General features: G+C 62.7%; 10 protein-coding genes, 2 tRNA genes and 2 rRNA genes. 8 read left to right on the top strand and 6 right to left on the bottom strand.

Translation table 11 applies throughout. The annotated features are described in order from the left end of the window. The first annotated feature begins 115 nt into the window (after positions 1–115). Positions 116–1,375, top strand: coding sequence for a cation:proton antiporter domain-containing protein (locus ACW174_RS01515; RefSeq protein ID WP_492015928.1), 1,260 nt, complete (start codon positions 116–118; stop codon positions 1,373–1,375). A 63-nt stretch (positions 1,376–1,438) separates the two neighbouring features. Here the strand turns inward: ACW174_RS01515 and ACW174_RS01510 are convergent, their stop codons facing one another. Next, positions 1,439–2,218: a PhoH family protein gene (locus ACW174_RS01510; protein WP_492017225.1), complete on the bottom strand. Its 780-nt coding sequence runs from the start codon at positions 2,216–2,218 to the stop codon at positions 1,439–1,441. A 287-nt stretch (positions 2,219–2,505) separates the two neighbouring features. Between ACW174_RS01510 and ACW174_RS01505 the strand changes: the two genes are divergently transcribed. Then, positions 2,506–3,033, top strand: coding sequence for a gamma carbonic anhydrase family protein (locus tag ACW174_RS01505; protein ID WP_492015927.1), 528 nt, complete (start codon positions 2,506–2,508; stop codon positions 3,031–3,033). 6 nt (positions 3,034–3,039) lie between these two features. On the opposite strand, the gene ACW174_RS01500 is transcribed toward ACW174_RS01505, so the two are convergent. Beyond that, on the bottom strand, positions 3,040–3,582 hold the full coding sequence (locus ACW174_RS01500; RefSeq protein WP_492015926.1) for a PAS domain-containing protein: 543 nt from the start codon (positions 3,580–3,582) through the stop codon (positions 3,040–3,042). Between the two features lie 138 nt (positions 3,583–3,720). Here ACW174_RS01500 and ACW174_RS01495 point away from each other — a divergent pair, with 138 nt between their 5' ends. Then, positions 3,721–4,593 carry a hypothetical protein gene (locus ACW174_RS01495; RefSeq protein WP_492015925.1) on the top strand — a complete coding sequence of 291 codons (873 nt, stop codon included), beginning with the start codon at positions 3,721–3,723 and terminating at the stop codon, positions 4,591–4,593. A 127-nt stretch (positions 4,594–4,720) separates the two neighbouring features. On the opposite strand, the gene ACW174_RS01490 is transcribed toward ACW174_RS01495, so the two are convergent. From ACW174_RS01490 to hfaA, 4 genes are all read right to left on the bottom strand, one after another. Then, complete coding sequence (locus ACW174_RS01490; protein ID WP_492015924.1) at positions 4,721–7,570, bottom strand: M16 family metallopeptidase; 2,850 nt, start codon at positions 7,568–7,570, stop codon at positions 4,721–4,723. Between the two features lie 140 nt (positions 7,571–7,710). Next, positions 7,711–8,967: a holdfast anchor protein HfaD gene (gene hfaD, locus ACW174_RS01485; RefSeq protein ID WP_492015923.1), complete on the bottom strand. Its 1,257-nt coding sequence runs from the start codon at positions 8,965–8,967 to the stop codon at positions 7,711–7,713. Then, entirely contained in the window at positions 8,894–9,910 is a 1,017-nt protein-coding gene (gene hfaB / locus ACW174_RS01480; protein WP_492015922.1) for a holdfast anchoring protein HfaB, read from the bottom strand. Before hfaB ends, hfaD begins: the two co-directional genes overlap by 74 nt. Then, a complete protein-coding gene (gene hfaA / locus ACW174_RS01475; protein ID WP_492015921.1) occupies positions 9,907–10,332 on the bottom strand; it encodes a holdfast anchoring protein HfaA in 426 nt (141 codons plus the stop codon). The genes hfaB and hfaA overlap by 4 nt, the downstream gene beginning before the upstream one ends. Positions 10,333–10,606: 274 nt before the next feature. On the opposite strand from hfaA, the gene ACW174_RS01470 reads away from it, so the two are divergent. From ACW174_RS01470 to ACW174_RS01450, 5 genes are all read left to right on the top strand, one after another. Then, a complete protein-coding gene (locus ACW174_RS01470; protein WP_492015920.1) occupies positions 10,607–11,035 on the top strand; it encodes a CBS domain-containing protein in 429 nt (142 codons plus the stop codon). A 634-nt stretch (positions 11,036–11,669) separates the two neighbouring features. Beyond that, positions 11,670–13,132, top strand: a 16S ribosomal RNA gene (locus ACW174_RS01465). Positions 13,133–13,338: 206 nt separating this feature from the next. Further along, positions 13,339–13,415: transfer RNA gene (locus ACW174_RS01460), tRNA-Ile, on the top strand. 65 nt (positions 13,416–13,480) lie between these two features. Beyond that, positions 13,481–13,556: transfer RNA gene (locus ACW174_RS01455), tRNA-Ala, on the top strand. A 200-nt stretch (positions 13,557–13,756) separates the two neighbouring features. Next, positions 13,757–16,544, top strand: a 23S ribosomal RNA gene (locus ACW174_RS01450). The 16S and 23S rRNA genes sit together here with 2 tRNA genes alongside, the layout of an rRNA operon. Positions 16,545–16,621 lie beyond the last annotated feature (77 nt).

The following is a 16,621-nucleotide window of genomic DNA, read 5'->3' as shown; positions in this document are numbered from 1 at the left end:
TTATCGTGCCACGGGGTCGCGGAATGCGCGTTTCGTCTTGTCGCGGCGGGCCCCAGGCCCCAAATGTCACGCTTCAAACCCGCAAGGATTCCCGCCCGCACCTGAAGGAGCGCCGATGACGCATGCCGATGTGGCCCAGCACGCCACCGAAGTCGCCAGCCACGCTGACAGCCTGATCCTCACACTGGTGGGGGGCTTCGTGCTGGCCTTCATATTCGGGATGCTGGCCAATCGTCTGAAGCTGTCGCCGCTGGTGGGATATCTGGTCGCCGGCATTATCGTGGGGCCGCATACCGCGGGCTTCGTCGCGGACACCGAACTGGCCCCGCAACTGGCGGAGGTCGGCGTGATCCTGCTGATGTTCGGCGTGGGTCTGCACTTTTCACTGGCCGACCTGATGAAGGTCCGAAAAATCGCCATCCCCGGCGCACTGGTTCAGATCGGTGTCGCGACGGCGCTGGGCTGGGGATTGGGTCGCCTGCTGGGCATGAGCCATCTGGAAGCGACATTAATGGGGTTCGCCCTGTCCGTGGCTTCGACCGTCGTGCTGCTCAGGGCGCTGGAGGAGCGCAAGCAGGTCAAGGGGGATGTCGGTCGCATCGCCATGGGCTGGTTGATCGTAGAGGACCTGGTGATCGTCATCGCCCTTGTGATCCTGCCGTTGCTGGTCATCCAGCCGGGAGAGACGCTGGACGGTGCGGAACTGGCGGGCTCGATCGGCTGGACCCTGTTCAAGGTGGTCGGGTTCACGGCCATCATGCTGATCGTCGGCGCCAAGGTGCTGCCGTGGGTGCTGGTCCGGATCGCCCACACCAAGTCGCGCGAGCTGTTCACCCTCGGTGTGCTCGCCATCGCGCTGGGCATCGCCTGGGTGGCGTATGCACTGTTCCACTCGTTCGCCCTGGGCGCGTTCCTCGCCGGGCTCGTGCTGAACAGTTCGCCGCTGGGCCATAATGCGGCGGAGCGGTCGCTGCCGTTGCGCGACGCCTTCGCGGTGCTGTTCTTCGTTTCGGTCGGCATGCTGTTCGACTGGAAGATCCTGATCAACGAGCCGCTGTCGGTGCTTGGCGTGCTGGCCATCGTCATCGTCGGCAAGTCGATCGCCGCGCTGGCCATCACCACGGTGTTCAAGCTCGACAAGGCGACCAGCCTGACCGTCGCTGCGGCCCTCGCCCAGATCGGGGAGTTCTCGTTCATCCTGGCGGCGCTCAGCGTCCAGCTGGGGGGGATGCGGCAGGAGACACACGACCTGATCCTGGCCGCCGCCCTGCTGTCGATCTCCCTGAACCCCTTCGTGTTCGCCCTGATCGACCGGATGGGCGCCAAGCCCAAGCCGCCGGTGAAGGAGCCGCCTTCGGTCACCGCCCTCGTGTAGGTCATGGAAAGAAGGGGCGCCGGATGATCCGGCGCCCCTTTTCCATTCTGGCTGTGGAGGGGATCAGAGGACGCCGATCATGCTCGCGACCAGCGGGTGGCGGACGATGTCCCGTTCGGCCAGCTTGACCACGGCGATGTCCGGCACCGGCGCCAGCCGTTCCGCGATGTCCGAGAGCCCCGAGATACCCGGCAGCAGGTCCGATTGCTGCGGGTCGCCCGTGACGACCATCGTTGAGTGCCAGCCAAGCCGGGTCAGCAGCATCTTCAACTGGACGTAGGTGCAGTTCTGGGCCTCATCCACGACGATGAAGGCGTTGTTCAGCGTCCGGCCACGCATGTAGCCGATGGGCGCGATCTCGATCAGGCCTTCGGCCATCAGGTGTTTGACCCGCTTCATGCTCAGCCGGTCCGACAGCGCGTCGTAGAGCGGGCGCAGATAGGGGGCCAGCTTGTCTTCCATATCCCCGGGCAGGAAGCCGATGGACTCACCGGCCTCGACGGCGGGGCGGCTCAGGACGATCCGGCCGACCTTGCCCGCCTCCAGGGCCTCGACCGCCTTCGCCACAGCCAGATAGGTCTTGCCGGTGCCTGCGGGTCCGAGCGCCAGGACGAGATTGTGATGATCGATCATCGTCAGCAGTTCGGCCTGACCGTCCGACTTGGGCTTCAGCGTCTTCACATAGGCCTGATCACGATCGTCATTGGATGGGTTCGGCGACCAGCCTGACTGACTGGGCAACCGTCGGACCTTGGCGTCCTGGGTGAACTGGTTTGAATCCAGCACCCCGAACTCACGGGTCTGACGCTTCAGGGCAGCACGTTTGGTCATGGACGCCTCCAGGGCATGAAAAAAGGCGATGCCGCAAAAGCATCGCCTCGAACGATCGTGGGGAGGAGAGAAGAGGATGCGCAGCACCCGCCCGGGTCGGAGGAAGGATGAACTTCCAGCGGACGAGGCCGCCGAACCGAACGCGTCACGGCGTTCCCCTTGGCTTGACCGGACCGGGCTTGATCCGGTTACGGATCCGGGGCCGAAATGTCGGCTTCGAATCGCATCAACAGATTGATGCTAGCGTGGTTTACGAAGGCTTAAAGCGCTGATTAAGCCAAAGATAAGGTGATGTTTCGATGACGATCTATGCGTTGGCGGACAAGAAACCGCAGCTTCCGCCGGAGGGCGAATACTGGGTTGCGCCAAATGCTGTCGTGGCAGGAGACGTGATTCTCAAGTCCGGCGCCAGCATCTGGTTCGGCGCGGTCGTGCGGGGTGACAACGATCCGATCACCATCGGCCACGACACCAACATCCAGGACGGCAGCGTCCTTCATTCGGACCCGGGCGAACCCCTGACCATCGGCGACGGCGTCACCGTCGGACACATGGTGATGCTGCATAGCTGCGAAATCGGGGACAACACGCTGATCGGCATCGGCGCAGTTGTGCTGGGGCGAGCGAAAATCGGAAAGAACTGCCTGATCGGCGCGAACGCCCTGATCACCGAGGGCAAGGTGATCCCTGACAACTCGCTGGTGATGGGCCAGCCGGGAAAAGTGGTGCGGCAGCTCGAGCCCGGACAGATCGAGGCGCTGAGGATTTCAGCCCTGCACTATGTCCAGAACTGGAAGCGCTATCTCACCGACCTGAAGCCGGTCTGATGCCGCTCAGGCGATCCGGCGGCCTTCGACGGCGGCGAGGCTGAGCACGGGCCGTCCGGCCGTTCCGGCCGCCACGGCGACCCGGGCGGTCAGCAGGACAGGGCTGGCTTGGGTCGCCGTGAGCGCGGAGGCGGGGGCGAACAGGCCCAGGATCTGGTCCGGTCGGCCTGAACGGCTTCGAAGCGGGGCGATGACCATTTCGACGGGGCCGGCGGGCTCCCCGGGGGCCTGACCGACCACCACGACGGGGCGCGCCTCGCGGACGGACTGGGCGAGGGCGGTGGCGACGAGGTCAGCCGAGGCCGGACGCCAGAAGGTTGAAATCGCCTCGCCCGTCAGCGGCCGGCGCAGGAAGGCTTCCAGCGCGGTCCCCACCAGACGCAGCGCTGCGCGGCCGTCCCGCCAGTCCGCCACGAAGACGCGGGGCAACAGGCGCCCGAGCGCCTCCGGCATCAGGTCGGACCGTTGCGGAATCCCCCCGCGCACGTCGGCCGTCGCGGCCAGACGTGTCCATTCATCGATCAGTCGTTGCGTATCAGGGTGGAACACTGCGTTCGCCTCCGGACGGAATGCCGCAAGGGCCGGGCCGGGAAAGCAACGGAAACGCAAGGCTTTTGGCGTCTCCTGCAGTCTGGAGCGGTCCGCGCGGTTTGCGGATTGCGCAGAAACTCATCTGGAGGTCGGCCCATGGGGGTGCGGATCATGACCTGGCTGCCGGCCGCGGCGGGCTTTCTGGCCCTTTCGGCGGTCGCCGACAGCGCGGCGGCGCAATGCAACGGCGGTTGTCCGCCGCCGCCCCCGCCGTGCTGCGAGCCGCCGCCCCCACCGCCGCCTCCGCCCCCTCCGGTATGCTGTCAGCCGCCTCCGCCCCCGTCGTGCTGTGGCGGCGGGAACCTGAACGTCAACGTGAACGTCAACGCCTCGGCCAATGCCGGCGCCAGTGCGCGCGCATCAGCCGGGCTTAATGCCCGCGCGGGCGGCTCGGTCTGGGTCAGCGGCGGCGGTTCCGCCTATGTGACGGTCGATCAGCCCTATCCGACCACGATCAACGGCCTGAACGTCGAAGGCGCCCGCGTCCGCGAAACGGTTCGCGTCCCTTACGAATCGCGCCGTCGCTGGGAGAAACGCGTGGTGATCCAGGCCGTCTGCATTGACGACCGCGCCATTCCGCACCCCGCCTCGCAGGTTCGGCCCGACCGTGAGGTCGATGGCGGCTACGATGGCGAACTGTACCGCTGCCTTGCAGGCACCGCGTTGCAGTTCACCTGGGCCGAATACAACGGCGAGGTCCGGTTCGATCACGGCGAGACGATCAGCTGCCGCAAGGGCGAATCGCTCTGGTACGGCGGCGGCAATGTCGAATGCCGGGCCCAACGCGCCGAACGCGACTGTAATGAGCGTTCGCTGCTGCGCCGCTATGGCGCGGGCGTGAAGATTCTCAGCTGGGTGCGGGAAGAGACCTACACCGCCTATCGTGAGGAAGTGGTCGAACAGACCGGCATGGCCCTGACGGGCGGCACGATCGCGCTGGACGGCGGCGTCGGCGGGCGGGTGTTCTGATCTGTTGAACGGCGCGTTCAGCCTGCCGTCAGGCGCGAGAGTCTAGAAGAATGAGGTCGTCGGCTCTCCGTCGACGATCCTGAGAAGCGAAACTGGCCCCGGTCCTGCGACCGGGGCCTTTTTTCGACTACTGCTGGGCCTGGGCCGAGACGACGATGGCCTTCCAGGCCTTGTCGTCGCGCAGGTACTGGCGGGCCAGAGCCTGGACGTCGGCCGGCGTGACGGCTTCCAGATCCGAGATGTGGCTCAGGGTCTGTTCAACGTCGCCCGGCTTCTCCGCCACCTCCGACAGCTGGGTCAGCCAGTATTCGTTGCTGGCCTGACTGCGACGCAGGGCCTCGATCACCGGCAAGCGGGCGCGGTTCAGTTCGTCTTCGCTGGGCGGCGCGTCGCGCAGTGAGGCGACGATGGACTCGACCGCCGCGTAATAGGCCTCGACCTTGTCCGCCGCGATCTCGGAGCGGATCGAAACCGACCCATAGCCGCGGTAGGTGTCCGAAGCGCTGGAACCGGTGCCGGGCGAGTAGGCGAGAGCCTGCTGTTCGCGGATGACTTCCAGAACACGCAGCTTCAGCACCTCGGTCATCACCGACACACGACGGGCTTCCGTGCGGTCTTCCACGGCGTCGGTGGTCGGCCAGGCGATATAGGCCAGAGTCTGCTCTGCCGGACCATTGTGGGTCAGGCGAACCGGCTCGGCGGTGCCGGCCGGGAAGCGCAGTTCGGTCGCACCCGGCGCCGGACGGGCGGCCGGACCACGAGGGGCCAGCGAGCCAAAGGTCGGCGCCACCGCGGCGATGGCGTCGTCCACCGTCACGTCACCCACCACGATCACATCGATCGGGCCGGTGCTCAGACCGCTGATGATGCCCGCACGGGCGTCTTCTATCGTCCAGGCCGCCACTTCCTCGGCGGTCGGGAAGGTTTCGCGCTTGTCGCCGCTGGCCAGCAGGCCGGCGGCCTGCACCTGGAAGGCGCCGCCCGGTGTCGCCATCTGCTGGGCGATGATCTGCGGGAACACGCCCTTGATTTGCTGGAAGGGCGCAGCGCGCAGACCGGGATCGGTCAGGTAGGCGGTCAGAACCTGCATCTCGAGGCCCAGGTCCGCCGGACGGGTGGCGCCCGAGAAGACATAGCTGTCGCTGCCGACGCCGAAGCCCGCCGAATAGACGCGCCCGTTCAGGACCCGGTTCATCTCGTCGAACGTCAGGCGACCGAGACCGCCCGGTGTGACGTAGGCCGGGGCCAGCGCCTGCGGCGACGAACGGTCGGTGGGCAGGCCTTGCTCGCCGATACCGGTGCGAACGCTGACCAGGATCTGCTCATCGCGGAAGTCGGTCGGCTTGACGGTCAGGCGAACGCCATTGGCGAAGGTGACGACCGTCGTGCCGACTTCGGTGATCTCACGGCGCTGGGCGACCTGGCCGGCAGCGCCGAACTGGGTGTAGGGCCACTGCAGTTCAGCCTGGGCGACCGGGGCGGCGACCGGAACCAGACGCGAGGCTTCCAGCGCGGCGGTGACGGCGGCTTCGCCCCCCTCGATTTCGACCGGGGTGACAACAAGCGCCAGCGGGCCGCCGCCGGTGAAGACCGCGGGCAGGGTGCTGTTAACCTGAGCGGCCGTCAGGCCTTCGACAGAGGCGTTGAACAGGTCGAGGTTGGTCTGCGGCGAGGTGAAGACCACGCGGCCGTTAACGGCCCCCGCAATGCCGTTGGCGAGCGCGGGCGTACGGCGGGTCGCAGCGCCGGCCACGGCGTTTTCAAGCGCCGTGCGGTATTCAGTGATCTCGCGCTGCAGTTCGGCGTCGGACACGCCGTACTGAACCAGACGCCTTTGCTCCTGCTCGATGCGCTCCAGCGCCGGCTTCCATTCGCCTGGATTGAAGCTGGCCTCCACCGAGGCGATCTCCAGGCTGTCGACAAGGGTCGACTGACTGCCGCTGGCCGAGGTGAACGGCGGATTGTCGCCACGGGCGATCTCGCCGAGGCGGCGGTCCAGAACCGCCAGGCCGAGGTTGCGCACCAGATTGTCGCGGCGCTCGGCCACGGTGTCCGGATCCAGGTCGGGCGCCTTGGTCCAGTTCAACTGGATGTTCGACTGGATGCCCGGCTCGACGAGAATGCGGGTTTCCGGCTGGCGCGGGGCGACCGTGCCCAGATCGGGCTCGGGGCCGTCCGCCGATTTCGGCTGCCAGCTTTCGAAGGCGCCACGGATCTTGGCTTCCATCACGTCCACGTCGAAATCGCCGACGGCGACGAAGGTGGCGCGGGAGGGGCGGTAGTAGGCGTTATAGAATTCGACGAAGCGATCGCGCGGGGCGTTGCGGATGATGTTCAGATCACCGATCGGCATACGTTGCGAGATGCGCTGACCCGGGGCCAGCAGCGCCAGCTGCGCCTTGATCGAACGCAGGCCCGGCGTGTTCCGCAGACGCTCTTCACCCTCGATCACGCCGCGTTCGGCGTCGACGGCGTCCGCGGCCATCAGGGCCTCGGACACCTGTTCGCGCATGATGCGCAGCGAGGCGTCGACGGTCTCGTCGTTCGTGCGCGGCAGCTCCAGCATATAAAGGGTCTGGTCGAAGCCGGTCGAAGCATTGGTGTCGGCGCCGAAGGCCAGACCCAGACGCTCGAGGATGCGCAGCAGGTCATTTTCCGGGATATTGGTCGTCCCGTTGAAGGCCATGTGCTCCATGAAGTGGGCCAGACCCAGCTGGTCCTCATTCTCCATCAGCGAACCGGCGTCGATGCGCAGGCGGAACGAGGCCTGCCCCGGCGGCGTGGCGTTGCGCAGGATGGCGTACTGCATGCCGTTCGGCAGGATGCCGAAGCGGACATTGGAGTCGGCCGGGATGTCGCTGGCGCCCTGCGCGAACGGATCCGTGGGCGTGACCTGCTGGGCCAGCGCGGGCGCGGCGGCGATCAGGGCGGCGGCCGATGCGGCCACGAGCAAAAGAAGACGGCGTGCGGAACGCATGGGTGGGTCAGCTCCGGTGGCGCATTTCGAAGCCCGTGCGGGCGCGCTGGCAAATCAGAAGGGACCGCGATCCTGAACTAACGCCGCCGCCCCGATGCAACCCTTCAGGGACCATGCCCCGTATCTCAAGTTACCGAAGTTTAATGCGACGGCCGGGAAACGTAGAAGGTCGCGGCGTTGCCGGTCGCCGTGGCGCTGGAGATGACCGCACGGTTCGATCCGGCGACCGACGTGGTCGCCTGCGCCGAAACGTCGCCCGAGTTGGTCTGGACGTTGCGCGCCGTCAGCTGGCCGTTGCATTCGGAACAGGCGTAGCCGGTGACCGCATTGCCCGTCGCTTCCGCGCCGACATAGACATCGTAGCCGTTCGTGCCGGCGAAGGTGGCCGTGACCTCGACCCCGCCGCTGTTGATCTGGCTGTTGTCGATCTCGACGAAGATGTCGTTGTTGCCGACCGACAACTGGTTGCCCGCGCCGCTCGCGTAGGCCTGGGCCCTGCCATAGTCATAGGCGGTGGTCGTGGCCGCCGAGCGAATGAAGGAGGCGTTGTCCTGACGCGACGCTGTCTCGACCGAGCCGCCCGAGTTGTAGGTGTTGGCGAAATTCCCGACCGCGCGGGACCGCGCCGCCAGATCCCAGCCGTTGCCGGTGTTGGCGCTGGCCTCGGCTTCGATGAAGTCGCCGCTGGAGGTCTGGTCGAAGGCCAGGTTCTGGCCCGAGGTCTGACCACTGTTCACACCGATCGCGTTCCCGGTCGCCTGGGCCGTGACATTGACCTCTCCGGTCGTGTGCTGACTGTCCAGACGGCTGTAGGCGCGCACGGTGGCCGCGGACGACTGCTCCACCGTGCCCTGAAGCAGGCTGCCCTCGCCATACAGGGCCGTGGTGTTGGAACTGGCGCTCGCCGCGATCAGCCCGCCGCCCAGCAGGCGCGCGGTCTCGTCGCCCACCTCGGTCAAGGCGCCCACAAGTCCGCCCGTGTTGCGCTGGGTCGCCCCGACCGTCACGTCGGCCCCGTAGCCGCTGACCGCGAGAGCGTTGCCGCCCGCGTTCGACTGGATCGCCACCGGGCCGGTGGTGTCCCCGCCCAGCGTCGCCGTGGTGGTGGCGACCGCGTCGCCGCGCATATCCTGATCGGAGCGGACCGTGATGGTCCCGTTCTCCACCGCGCCCGAGGCCGTGTTGCCGGTCGCGGTCGTGCCGGCCGTCACCTGATCCTGAGCATTGACGACGTTGAGCGTCTGGTCGGCGAAGACGTCGCCCAGCTGCAGCTGGTTGTTCAGAACCAGGCTGTCGTCCTGCGGGGGCGTCTGTGCGGCGGCCTCAGTAGCGGCTGCGGCGCACATCACCGTCGCGGCTATCATGCCAGCGAGACGGATCGGCACGGGTCTGACCATTGTTGGTGTCCGTGTTGGGGTAGGCGGGATAATAGCCGCCGGTGATGCTGACCGTGCCGGCCAGAGGGTCCTGACCGGCCTGCAGGCAGATCTCCGGTCCCGGCGCGCCGTACAGGTTGGCCATGAATTCGACGGTCGCCCGTTCGATCAGGGCGCGGACCGCCAACTGCACCGGCTCCAGCGCGCCTTCGCCCGCCGAGATGTCGAAGACATTGCCGTTCAGGAAGTCGAACACGCCTGCCGAGACTTCGCGACCGATGATCTGCTTCTGGTAGGAGACCACGTCCACCACCTCCAGCGTCGTGGTCTGGACCAGACGCAGGTCGATGGCGATGTTCATCACAAACGCCTTGCCCGCGAAGGCGGCCGACAGCGGCGTGTCGGTCGAGGCCTGGCCCGCGGCCATGTCGAAGCCGCCGGAGCGGATGTTGTAGTTCACCTCGGTGATGCCGCCGACGATGTAGAAGTCCGAGCCTGGCACCGACCCCGCGATGATGCGGCGATACTGGGTGTCTTCCGCGCCGCCCGGACCTTCGTCGCCGATCAGGCGGTTGTTGGCGTAGCGCAACTCCATCTCCGAGACGGAGGTGTCATAGCGTTCCACGATCCGAGCGCCCGACTTGGCCAGCGCGGTCATGGCCATCAGGGAGGCCCCGCCGGTGACCTGACGCCCGCCGTCAGCCGAGACCGTGCCGGTGTAGTCAGCGATCCGGCCGACCGCGATTCGCGGCGAGGGCAGGGCGTAGCGGCGCGCATAGTCGGCCATGCAGACCAGCGCCGTCGAATAGGGCGTCGGGTTCGCGGTCACCGGCGCATTGCCGATGGGCGTGGCGTAGGTCCCGCGCGGGCCCGCGCTCGAGGAGATACAGCCACTCAACAGCGCCGCCGTGGTGACGGCGACCCCGGCGGTCTTGAGGAGCCGAAGGGCCCGGCCAGCGGTCATGGAAGCCTCAGGGTGCCGTTCAGGTCGGTGCCGGCGGTGACATTGCCGTTGTTGACCTGGCTGGAGTTGACGATGACCGTATTGTGGTTGCCCTGCACCACCACGTTCAGGCTGTTGCCGATGGCGGTGGAGCCGCCGATGGTCTGGCCGTTGCCCGAGGCGGAACCGGACGCGCCGACGCCTCCTGACGTACTGGAATAGGCGCTTGCCCCGGTCTGGATGATGCCGTTCACGATCAGCCGGTTGCCGTTGGCGTCACGCGTCGATCCGCTTTGCGGCTGGGCCGTGCTGTACCGCGAACCGCCGTAGCCGGCCGTGTAGGTGCCCATCCCGGAGGAGCCGGCGGACTGCGCCATGGCGGCGACGGGGACCGCGACAACGGCGATCGCGATCGCAGCGGCGGCTGTCTTCCTGACGGTCATGACGGCGGGTCCTGGACAAACACGGTGTACGGCGCGCTGAGCGTACCGGCGGCCAATCTGGAGCATCGACGTTAACGATGACTTTCCGGACCGAATATGCGGAAACGGGCGCAGGCTTCAGGACCACGAAGCGGGCGATAGACCACTCTTTATAGTGGGAGCGTTCCCCGGACGCGCCGGCGCGTTTGATTCGCGCGCCGATCCGGGCGATCCTGATGCCCTGAAAGCGGCCCGGCCGCGGGCTGCTGCTCTCAAGGGAAGGGGAGACGCCGCCATGCTGGTCGCCGAAATTCTCAAGGACAAGGGAAGCGCCGTCTTCACGATTCCGCCCGGTCTCAGCCTGGCGGAGGCCTGCGTCGAGCTGGAGCGACTGCGGGTCGGGGCCCTGATGGTCTGTCAGAACGACCGGGTCGTCGGCGTGCTGTCGGAACGGGATGTGGTGCGAGCCGTAGCGCGGGACGGACAGGCGGGGCTGGCGAGACCGGTTTCGGATGTCATGACCGCCAATGTGGTGTTCGCGGCCCCGGGAGAAACGGTCTCGATTCTGATGGAGCGAATGACGGACCGTCGGATTCGCCATCTGCCTGTGCTGATCGACGGACAATTGGCGGGCGTCATCTCCATCGGGGACGTGGTGAAGTGCCAGATCGCCGAGGCCACGCATGAGGCTGAATCCCTCAGAACCTATATAGCCGCTGGCTAGGCGGGGCTGACCTCTGTCCGGTGACCGGGAGTCGGCGAGAAAGTTCGCGAAACTGTCGGAATCCGGTTGCGGACAAAATGGTCGCTGCGTATATCCCCGCCTCGCTCGGAAACGGGCCGGCCGCCGGGGCCACGGAGACTTCAGTCTTCAGGCCCCGCCGGGAAATAAGAACCGAAAGGGTCTTGCTTCTCGAAGGTGGTTTGGTTAGGTTCCGCGCTCCAAACGAATCGTCGAAGTGAACACAGGGGCCAGCCTCTTGGCTTCCCCCAGACGGTTTTTTGCGGCCTGAAGGTTTCGATCTTCTCTCCGCAAGATGGCTTGAAAAAGCCCGCTTGACACGAGGATCGGCTTTCCTTAGATAGCCGCCTCCGCCGGGACCCAGGGCGTTAAACGGGTGGGCTGCTTCGGCGGTTCTGGTCTTTGAAATCGTTGATCTGGAAAGAGAAACGCAGGCGGCGGTGTCTTGGCGAACGGTTCTTCGGAACTGTCAGTCGACACTGACAACTGCGGTCTTTTTGAAAAGATACACCATGGATTGGTCTTCGGATCGATCTCGTGGGATCTCGTCAAGAATACGTAGAACTAATGCCAACCGGTCTTTGGACTGGTTAAGCTTAGGTCAGATAAGTCAACTCAACCTGAGAGTTTGATCCTGGCTCAGAGCGAACGCTGGCGGCAGGCCTAACACATGCAAGTCGAACGGACCCTTCGGGGTTAGTGGCGGACGGGTGAGTAACACGTGGGAACGTGCCTTTAGGTTCGGAATAGCTCCTGGAAACGGGTGGTAATGCCGAATGTGCCCTTCGGGGGAAAGATTTATCGCCTTTAGAGCGGCCCGCGTCTGATTAGCTTGTTGGTGAGGTAATGGCTCACCAAGGCGACGATCAGTAGCTGGTCTGAGAGGATGACCAGCCACATTGGGACTGAGACACGGCCCAAACTCCTACGGGAGGCAGCAGTGGGGAATCTTGCGCAATGGGCGAAAGCCTGACGCAGCCATGCCGCGTGGATGATGAAGGTCTTAGGATTGTAAAATCCTTTCACCGGTGAAGATAATGACTGTAGCCGGAGAAGAAGCCCCGGCTAACTTCGTGCCAGCAGCCGCGGTAATACGAAGGGGGCTAGCGTTGCTCGGAATTACTGGGCGTAAAGGGAGCGTAGGCGGACATTTAAGTCAGGGGTGAAATCCCAGAGCTCAACTCTGGAACTGCCTTTGATACTGGGTGTCTTGAGTGTGAGAGAGGTATGTGGAACTCCGAGTGTAGAGGTGAAATTCGTAGATATTCGGAAGAACACCAGTGGCGAAGGCGACATACTGGCTCATTACTGACGCTGAGGCTCGAAAGCGTGGGGAGCAAACAGGATTAGATACCCTGGTAGTCCACGCCGTAAACGATGATTGCTAGTTGTCGGGAAGCTTGCTTTTCGGTGACGCAGCTAACGCATTAAGCAATCCGCCTGGGGAGTACGGTCGCAAGATTAAAACTCAAAGGAATTGACGGGGGCCCGCACAAGCGGTGGAGCATGTGGTTTAATTCGAAGCAACGCGCAGAACCTTACCACCTTTTGACATGCCTGGACCGCCAGAGAGATCTGGCTTTCCCTTCGGGGACTAGGACACAGGTGCTGCATGGCTGTCGTCAGCTCGTGTCGTGAGATGTTGGGTTAAGTCCCGCAACGAGCGCAACCCTCGCCATTAGTTGCCATCATTCAGTTGGGAACTCTAATGGGACTGCCGGTGCTAAGCCGGAGGAAGGTGGGGATGACGTCAAGTCCTCATGGCCCTTACAGGGTGGGCTACACACGTGCTACAATGGCGACTACAGAGGGTTAATCCTTAAAAGTCGTCTCAGTTCGGATTGTCCTCTGCAACTCGAGGGCATGAAGTTGGAATCGCTAGTAATCGCGGATCAGCATGCCGCGGTGAATACGTTCCCGGGCCTTGTACACACCGCCCGTCACACCATGGGAGTTGGTTCTACCCGAAGGCGCTGCGCTAACCCGCAAGGGAGGCAGGCGACCACGGTAGGGTCAGCGACTGGGGTGAAGTCGTAACAAGGTAGCCGTAGGGGAACCTGCGGCTGGATCACCTCCTTTCTAAGGATGCTTCTCCAGTCTCTCTCACGAGGGATTATTGAGGCTCCGATTTAGCCGAAGCGCGAAAGCGTCAAAGGCATTATGCGGGATGCCGCCGTCTCCGTTTCTCTTTCCACTTTCATGCTTTGAAGCGTCAGACATTCGGTCTGCCGCGGAAGAGCATGCGATCGCGAGCCTGGGGCTTACTCCGGCTGTCGCGCTGCCATAGGCCCGTAGCTCAGGTGGTTAGAGCGTACGCCTGATAAGCGTAAGGTCGGCAGTTCGAGTCTGCCCGGGCCTACCAGCCTTCGGGCTTCTGCCGTGACAGATCGCCGACAGCTCTCCTGGGTTTGCACCGTTCACTGGAACGGGGCCATAGCTCAGTTGGTAGAGCGCCTGCTTTGCAAGCAGGATGTCGTCGGTTCGACTCCGTCTGGCTCCACCAGGACCTCACGATCGCACACAGGTTCGCCTGCGGCTGTATCAGCCGCCGGTGATTGACATAGTGAAGGAAGAATACGGCCGGCTCCCCTGAGCTTTAAGGCCCTGTTCGAGAAGAAGACATTGTCTGACAAAAATCAGGCGTGGATCCGGCGGCATCTTTCCAGTCCCCGGGTAGTCCACGCATGAGTTTTGCTGAGAAACGATCAAGCGTTGAAGGGCTTCTGACGGATGCCTTGGCGTAGAGAGGCGATGAAGGACGTGGCAAGCTGCGATAAGAACCGGGGAGGCGCTAGCACCCTTTGATCCGGTTATTTCCGAATGGGGAAACCCACCTTTGTGGTCTTCCAACTCATATTCAGTCTTCGGGCTGGGTAGGGGTTGGTTGATTGCTTAAAGGTATAATGACCTGAATACATAGGGTTCATTAAGCGAACCCGGGGAACTGAAACATCTCAGTACCCGGAGGAAAGGACATCAACCGAGACTCCCGTAGTAGTGGCGAGCGAACCGGGACCAGGCCAGTGCTCTTGTGAAATAAAGCCGAACGATCTGGAAAGGTCGGCCATAGCGGGTGACAGCCCCGTAGGCATCAAACAGCAAGAGACTCGAGTAGGGCGGGACACGTGAAATCCTGTCTGAACATGGGGGGACCACCCTCCAAGCCTAAGTACTCCTCTACGACCGATAGTGAACAAGTACCGTGAGGGAAAGGTGAAAAGCACCCCAACGAGGGGAGTGAAACAGATCCTGAAATCGGAAGCCTACAAGCAGTCGGAGCCCCCATGCGGGGTGACGGCGTACCTTTTGTATAATGGGTCAGCGACTTCATGTGTCGAGCAAGCTTAAGCCGTTAGGTGTAGGCGCAGCGAAAGCGAGTCTGAATAGGGCGCCAAGTTCGACGTATGACGACCCGAAACCAGGTGATCTATCCATGAGCAGGATGAAGGTTGGGTAACACCAACTGGAGGTCCGAACCCGTGAATGTTGAAAAATTCTGGGATGACTTGTGGATAGGGGTGAAAGGCCAATCAAACCTGGACATAGCTGGTTCTCCGCGAAATCTATTTAGGTAGAGCGTCCGACGTATTCCTTGGGGGGTAGAGCACTGGATGGTTGCGGGCTGCGCGAGCGGTACCAATACTAACCAAACTCCGAATACCCAAGAGAACTATCGGGCAGACACACGGCGGGTGCTAACGTCCGTCGTGAAAAGGGAAACAACCCTAACCATCATCTAAGGCCCCCAAGTACTGGCTAAGTGGGAAACGATGTGGGATTGCTTTGACAATCAGGAGGTTGGCTTAGAAGCAGCCATCCTTTAAAGAAAGCGTAACAGCTCACTGATCAAGCGATCCTGCGCGGAAAATGTAACGGGGCTCAAGCCAGTCGCCGAAGGTATGGGTTTGCACTTTGTGCAAGCGGTAGCGGAGCGTTCCGTAAGCCGGTGAAGGTCAACTGTGAGGTTGGCTGGAGGTATCGGAAGTGAGAATGCTGACATGAGTAACGATAAACAGTGTGAGAAACACTGTCGCCGAAAGACCAAGGGTTCCTGCGTAAAGCTAATCTGCGCAGGGTTAGTCGGCCCCTAAGGCGAGGCTGAAAAGCGTAGTCGATGGGAAGCAGGTAAATATTCCTGCACCAGCTGGAAGTGACGGATGGCGTAAGTTGTCAGGGCTTATTGGATTGTCCTGGCAGCGAAGTTGTCCCTGGAAATAACTCCAGCAGAGACCGTACCCGAAACCGACACAGGTGGTCAGGTAGAGCATACCAAGGCGCTTGAGAGAACTGTGCTGAAGGAACTCGGCAAATTGCACGCGTAACTTCGGAATAAGCGTGACTCACCTAGGGCAACCTAGACTGAGTGGCACAAGCCAGGGGGTAGCGACTGTTTAGCAAAAACACAGGGCTCTGCGAAGCAGCAATGCGACGTATAGGGTCTGACGCCTGCCCGGTGCCTGAAGGTTAAAGGGAGTTGTGAAAGCGACGAACTGAAGCCCAGGTAAACGGCGGCCGTAACTATAACGGTCCTAAGGTAGCGAAATTCCTTGTCGGGTAAGTTCCGACCTGCACGAATGGCGTAACGACTTCCCCACTGTCTCCAGCACAGGCTCAGTGAAATTGAATTCCCCGTGAAGATGCGGGGTTCCCGCGGTCAGACGGAAAGACCCTATGAACCTTTACTATAGCTTCGCCTTGGCGTTAGCGACCGTATGTGTAGGATAGGTGGGAGACTATGAAACCGGGGCGCCAGCTCTGGTGGAGTCATCCTTGAAATACCACCCTTACTGTCGTTGACGTCTAACCGAGGGCCGTTATCCGGTCCCGGGACATGGCGTGGTGGGTAGTTTGACTGGGGCGGTCGCCTCCTAAAGTGTAACGGAGGCGCGCGATGGTGGGCTCAGACCGGTCGGAAATCGGTCGTCGAGTGCAATGGCATAAGCCCGCCTGACTGCGAGACTGACAAGTCGAGCAGAGACGAAAGTCGGCCATAGTGATCCGGTGGTCCCGCGTGGAAGGGCCATCGCTCAACGGATAAAAGGTACTCTAGGGATAACAGGCTGATTTTGCCCAAGAGTCCATATCGACGGCAAAGTTTGGCACCTCGATGTCGGCTCATCACATCCTGGGGCTGGAGCAGGTCCCAAGGGTATGGCTGTTCGCCATTTAAAGTGGTACGTGAGCTGGGTTCAGAACGTCGTGAGACAGTTTGGTCCCTATCTGCCGTGGGTGTTCGAAGCTTGAGAGGATCTGTCCCTAGTACGAGAGGACCGGGATGGACATACCTCTGGTGGACCTGTCATGACGCCAGTTGTGCAGCAGGGTAGCTATGTATGGAATAGATAACCGCTGAAAGCATCTAAGCGGGAAACTAACCTCAAAACAAGGCTTCGCTGAGGATCGTGGAAGACTACCACGTTGATAGGCCAGGTGTGGAAGTGGGGCGACCCATGAAGCTTACTGGTACTAATAATCCGATCGGCTTGATCGTTTCTCAGCAAAACTCATTCGATTTTGTTCAGCATCCGCTGAACCCGACAATGTCTTCTTCGCAATCCTTACTATCCG

The sequence above is a fragment of the Brevundimonas sp. AVps31 genome (genome assembly GCF_058681355.1).
This window is presented reverse-complemented; position numbering and strand designations above follow the sequence as displayed.

Coding starts and splice junctions, on each gene's coding strand:
- ACW174_RS01470 (WP_492015920.1), top strand. CDS start 10,607: ATGCTGGTCGCCGAAATTCTCAAGGACAAGGGAAGCGCCGTCTTCACG.
- ACW174_RS01505 (WP_492015927.1), top strand. CDS start 2,506: ATGACGATCTATGCGTTGGCGGACAAGAAACCGCAGCTTCCGCCGGAG.
- ACW174_RS01490 (WP_492015924.1), bottom strand. CDS start 7,570: ATGCGTTCCGCACGCCGTCTTCTTTTGCTCGTGGCCGCATCGGCCGCC.
- hfaD (WP_492015923.1), bottom strand. CDS start 8,967: ATGGTCAGACCCGTGCCGATCCGTCTCGCTGGCATGATAGCCGCGACG.
- hfaB (WP_492015922.1), bottom strand. CDS start 9,910: ATGACCGCTGGCCGGGCCCTTCGGCTCCTCAAGACCGCCGGGGTCGCC.
- ACW174_RS01515 (WP_492015928.1), top strand. CDS start 116: ATGACGCATGCCGATGTGGCCCAGCACGCCACCGAAGTCGCCAGCCAC.
- ACW174_RS01495 (WP_492015925.1), top strand. CDS start 3,721: ATGGGGGTGCGGATCATGACCTGGCTGCCGGCCGCGGCGGGCTTTCTG.
- hfaA (WP_492015921.1), bottom strand. CDS start 10,332: ATGACCGTCAGGAAGACAGCCGCCGCTGCGATCGCGATCGCCGTTGTC.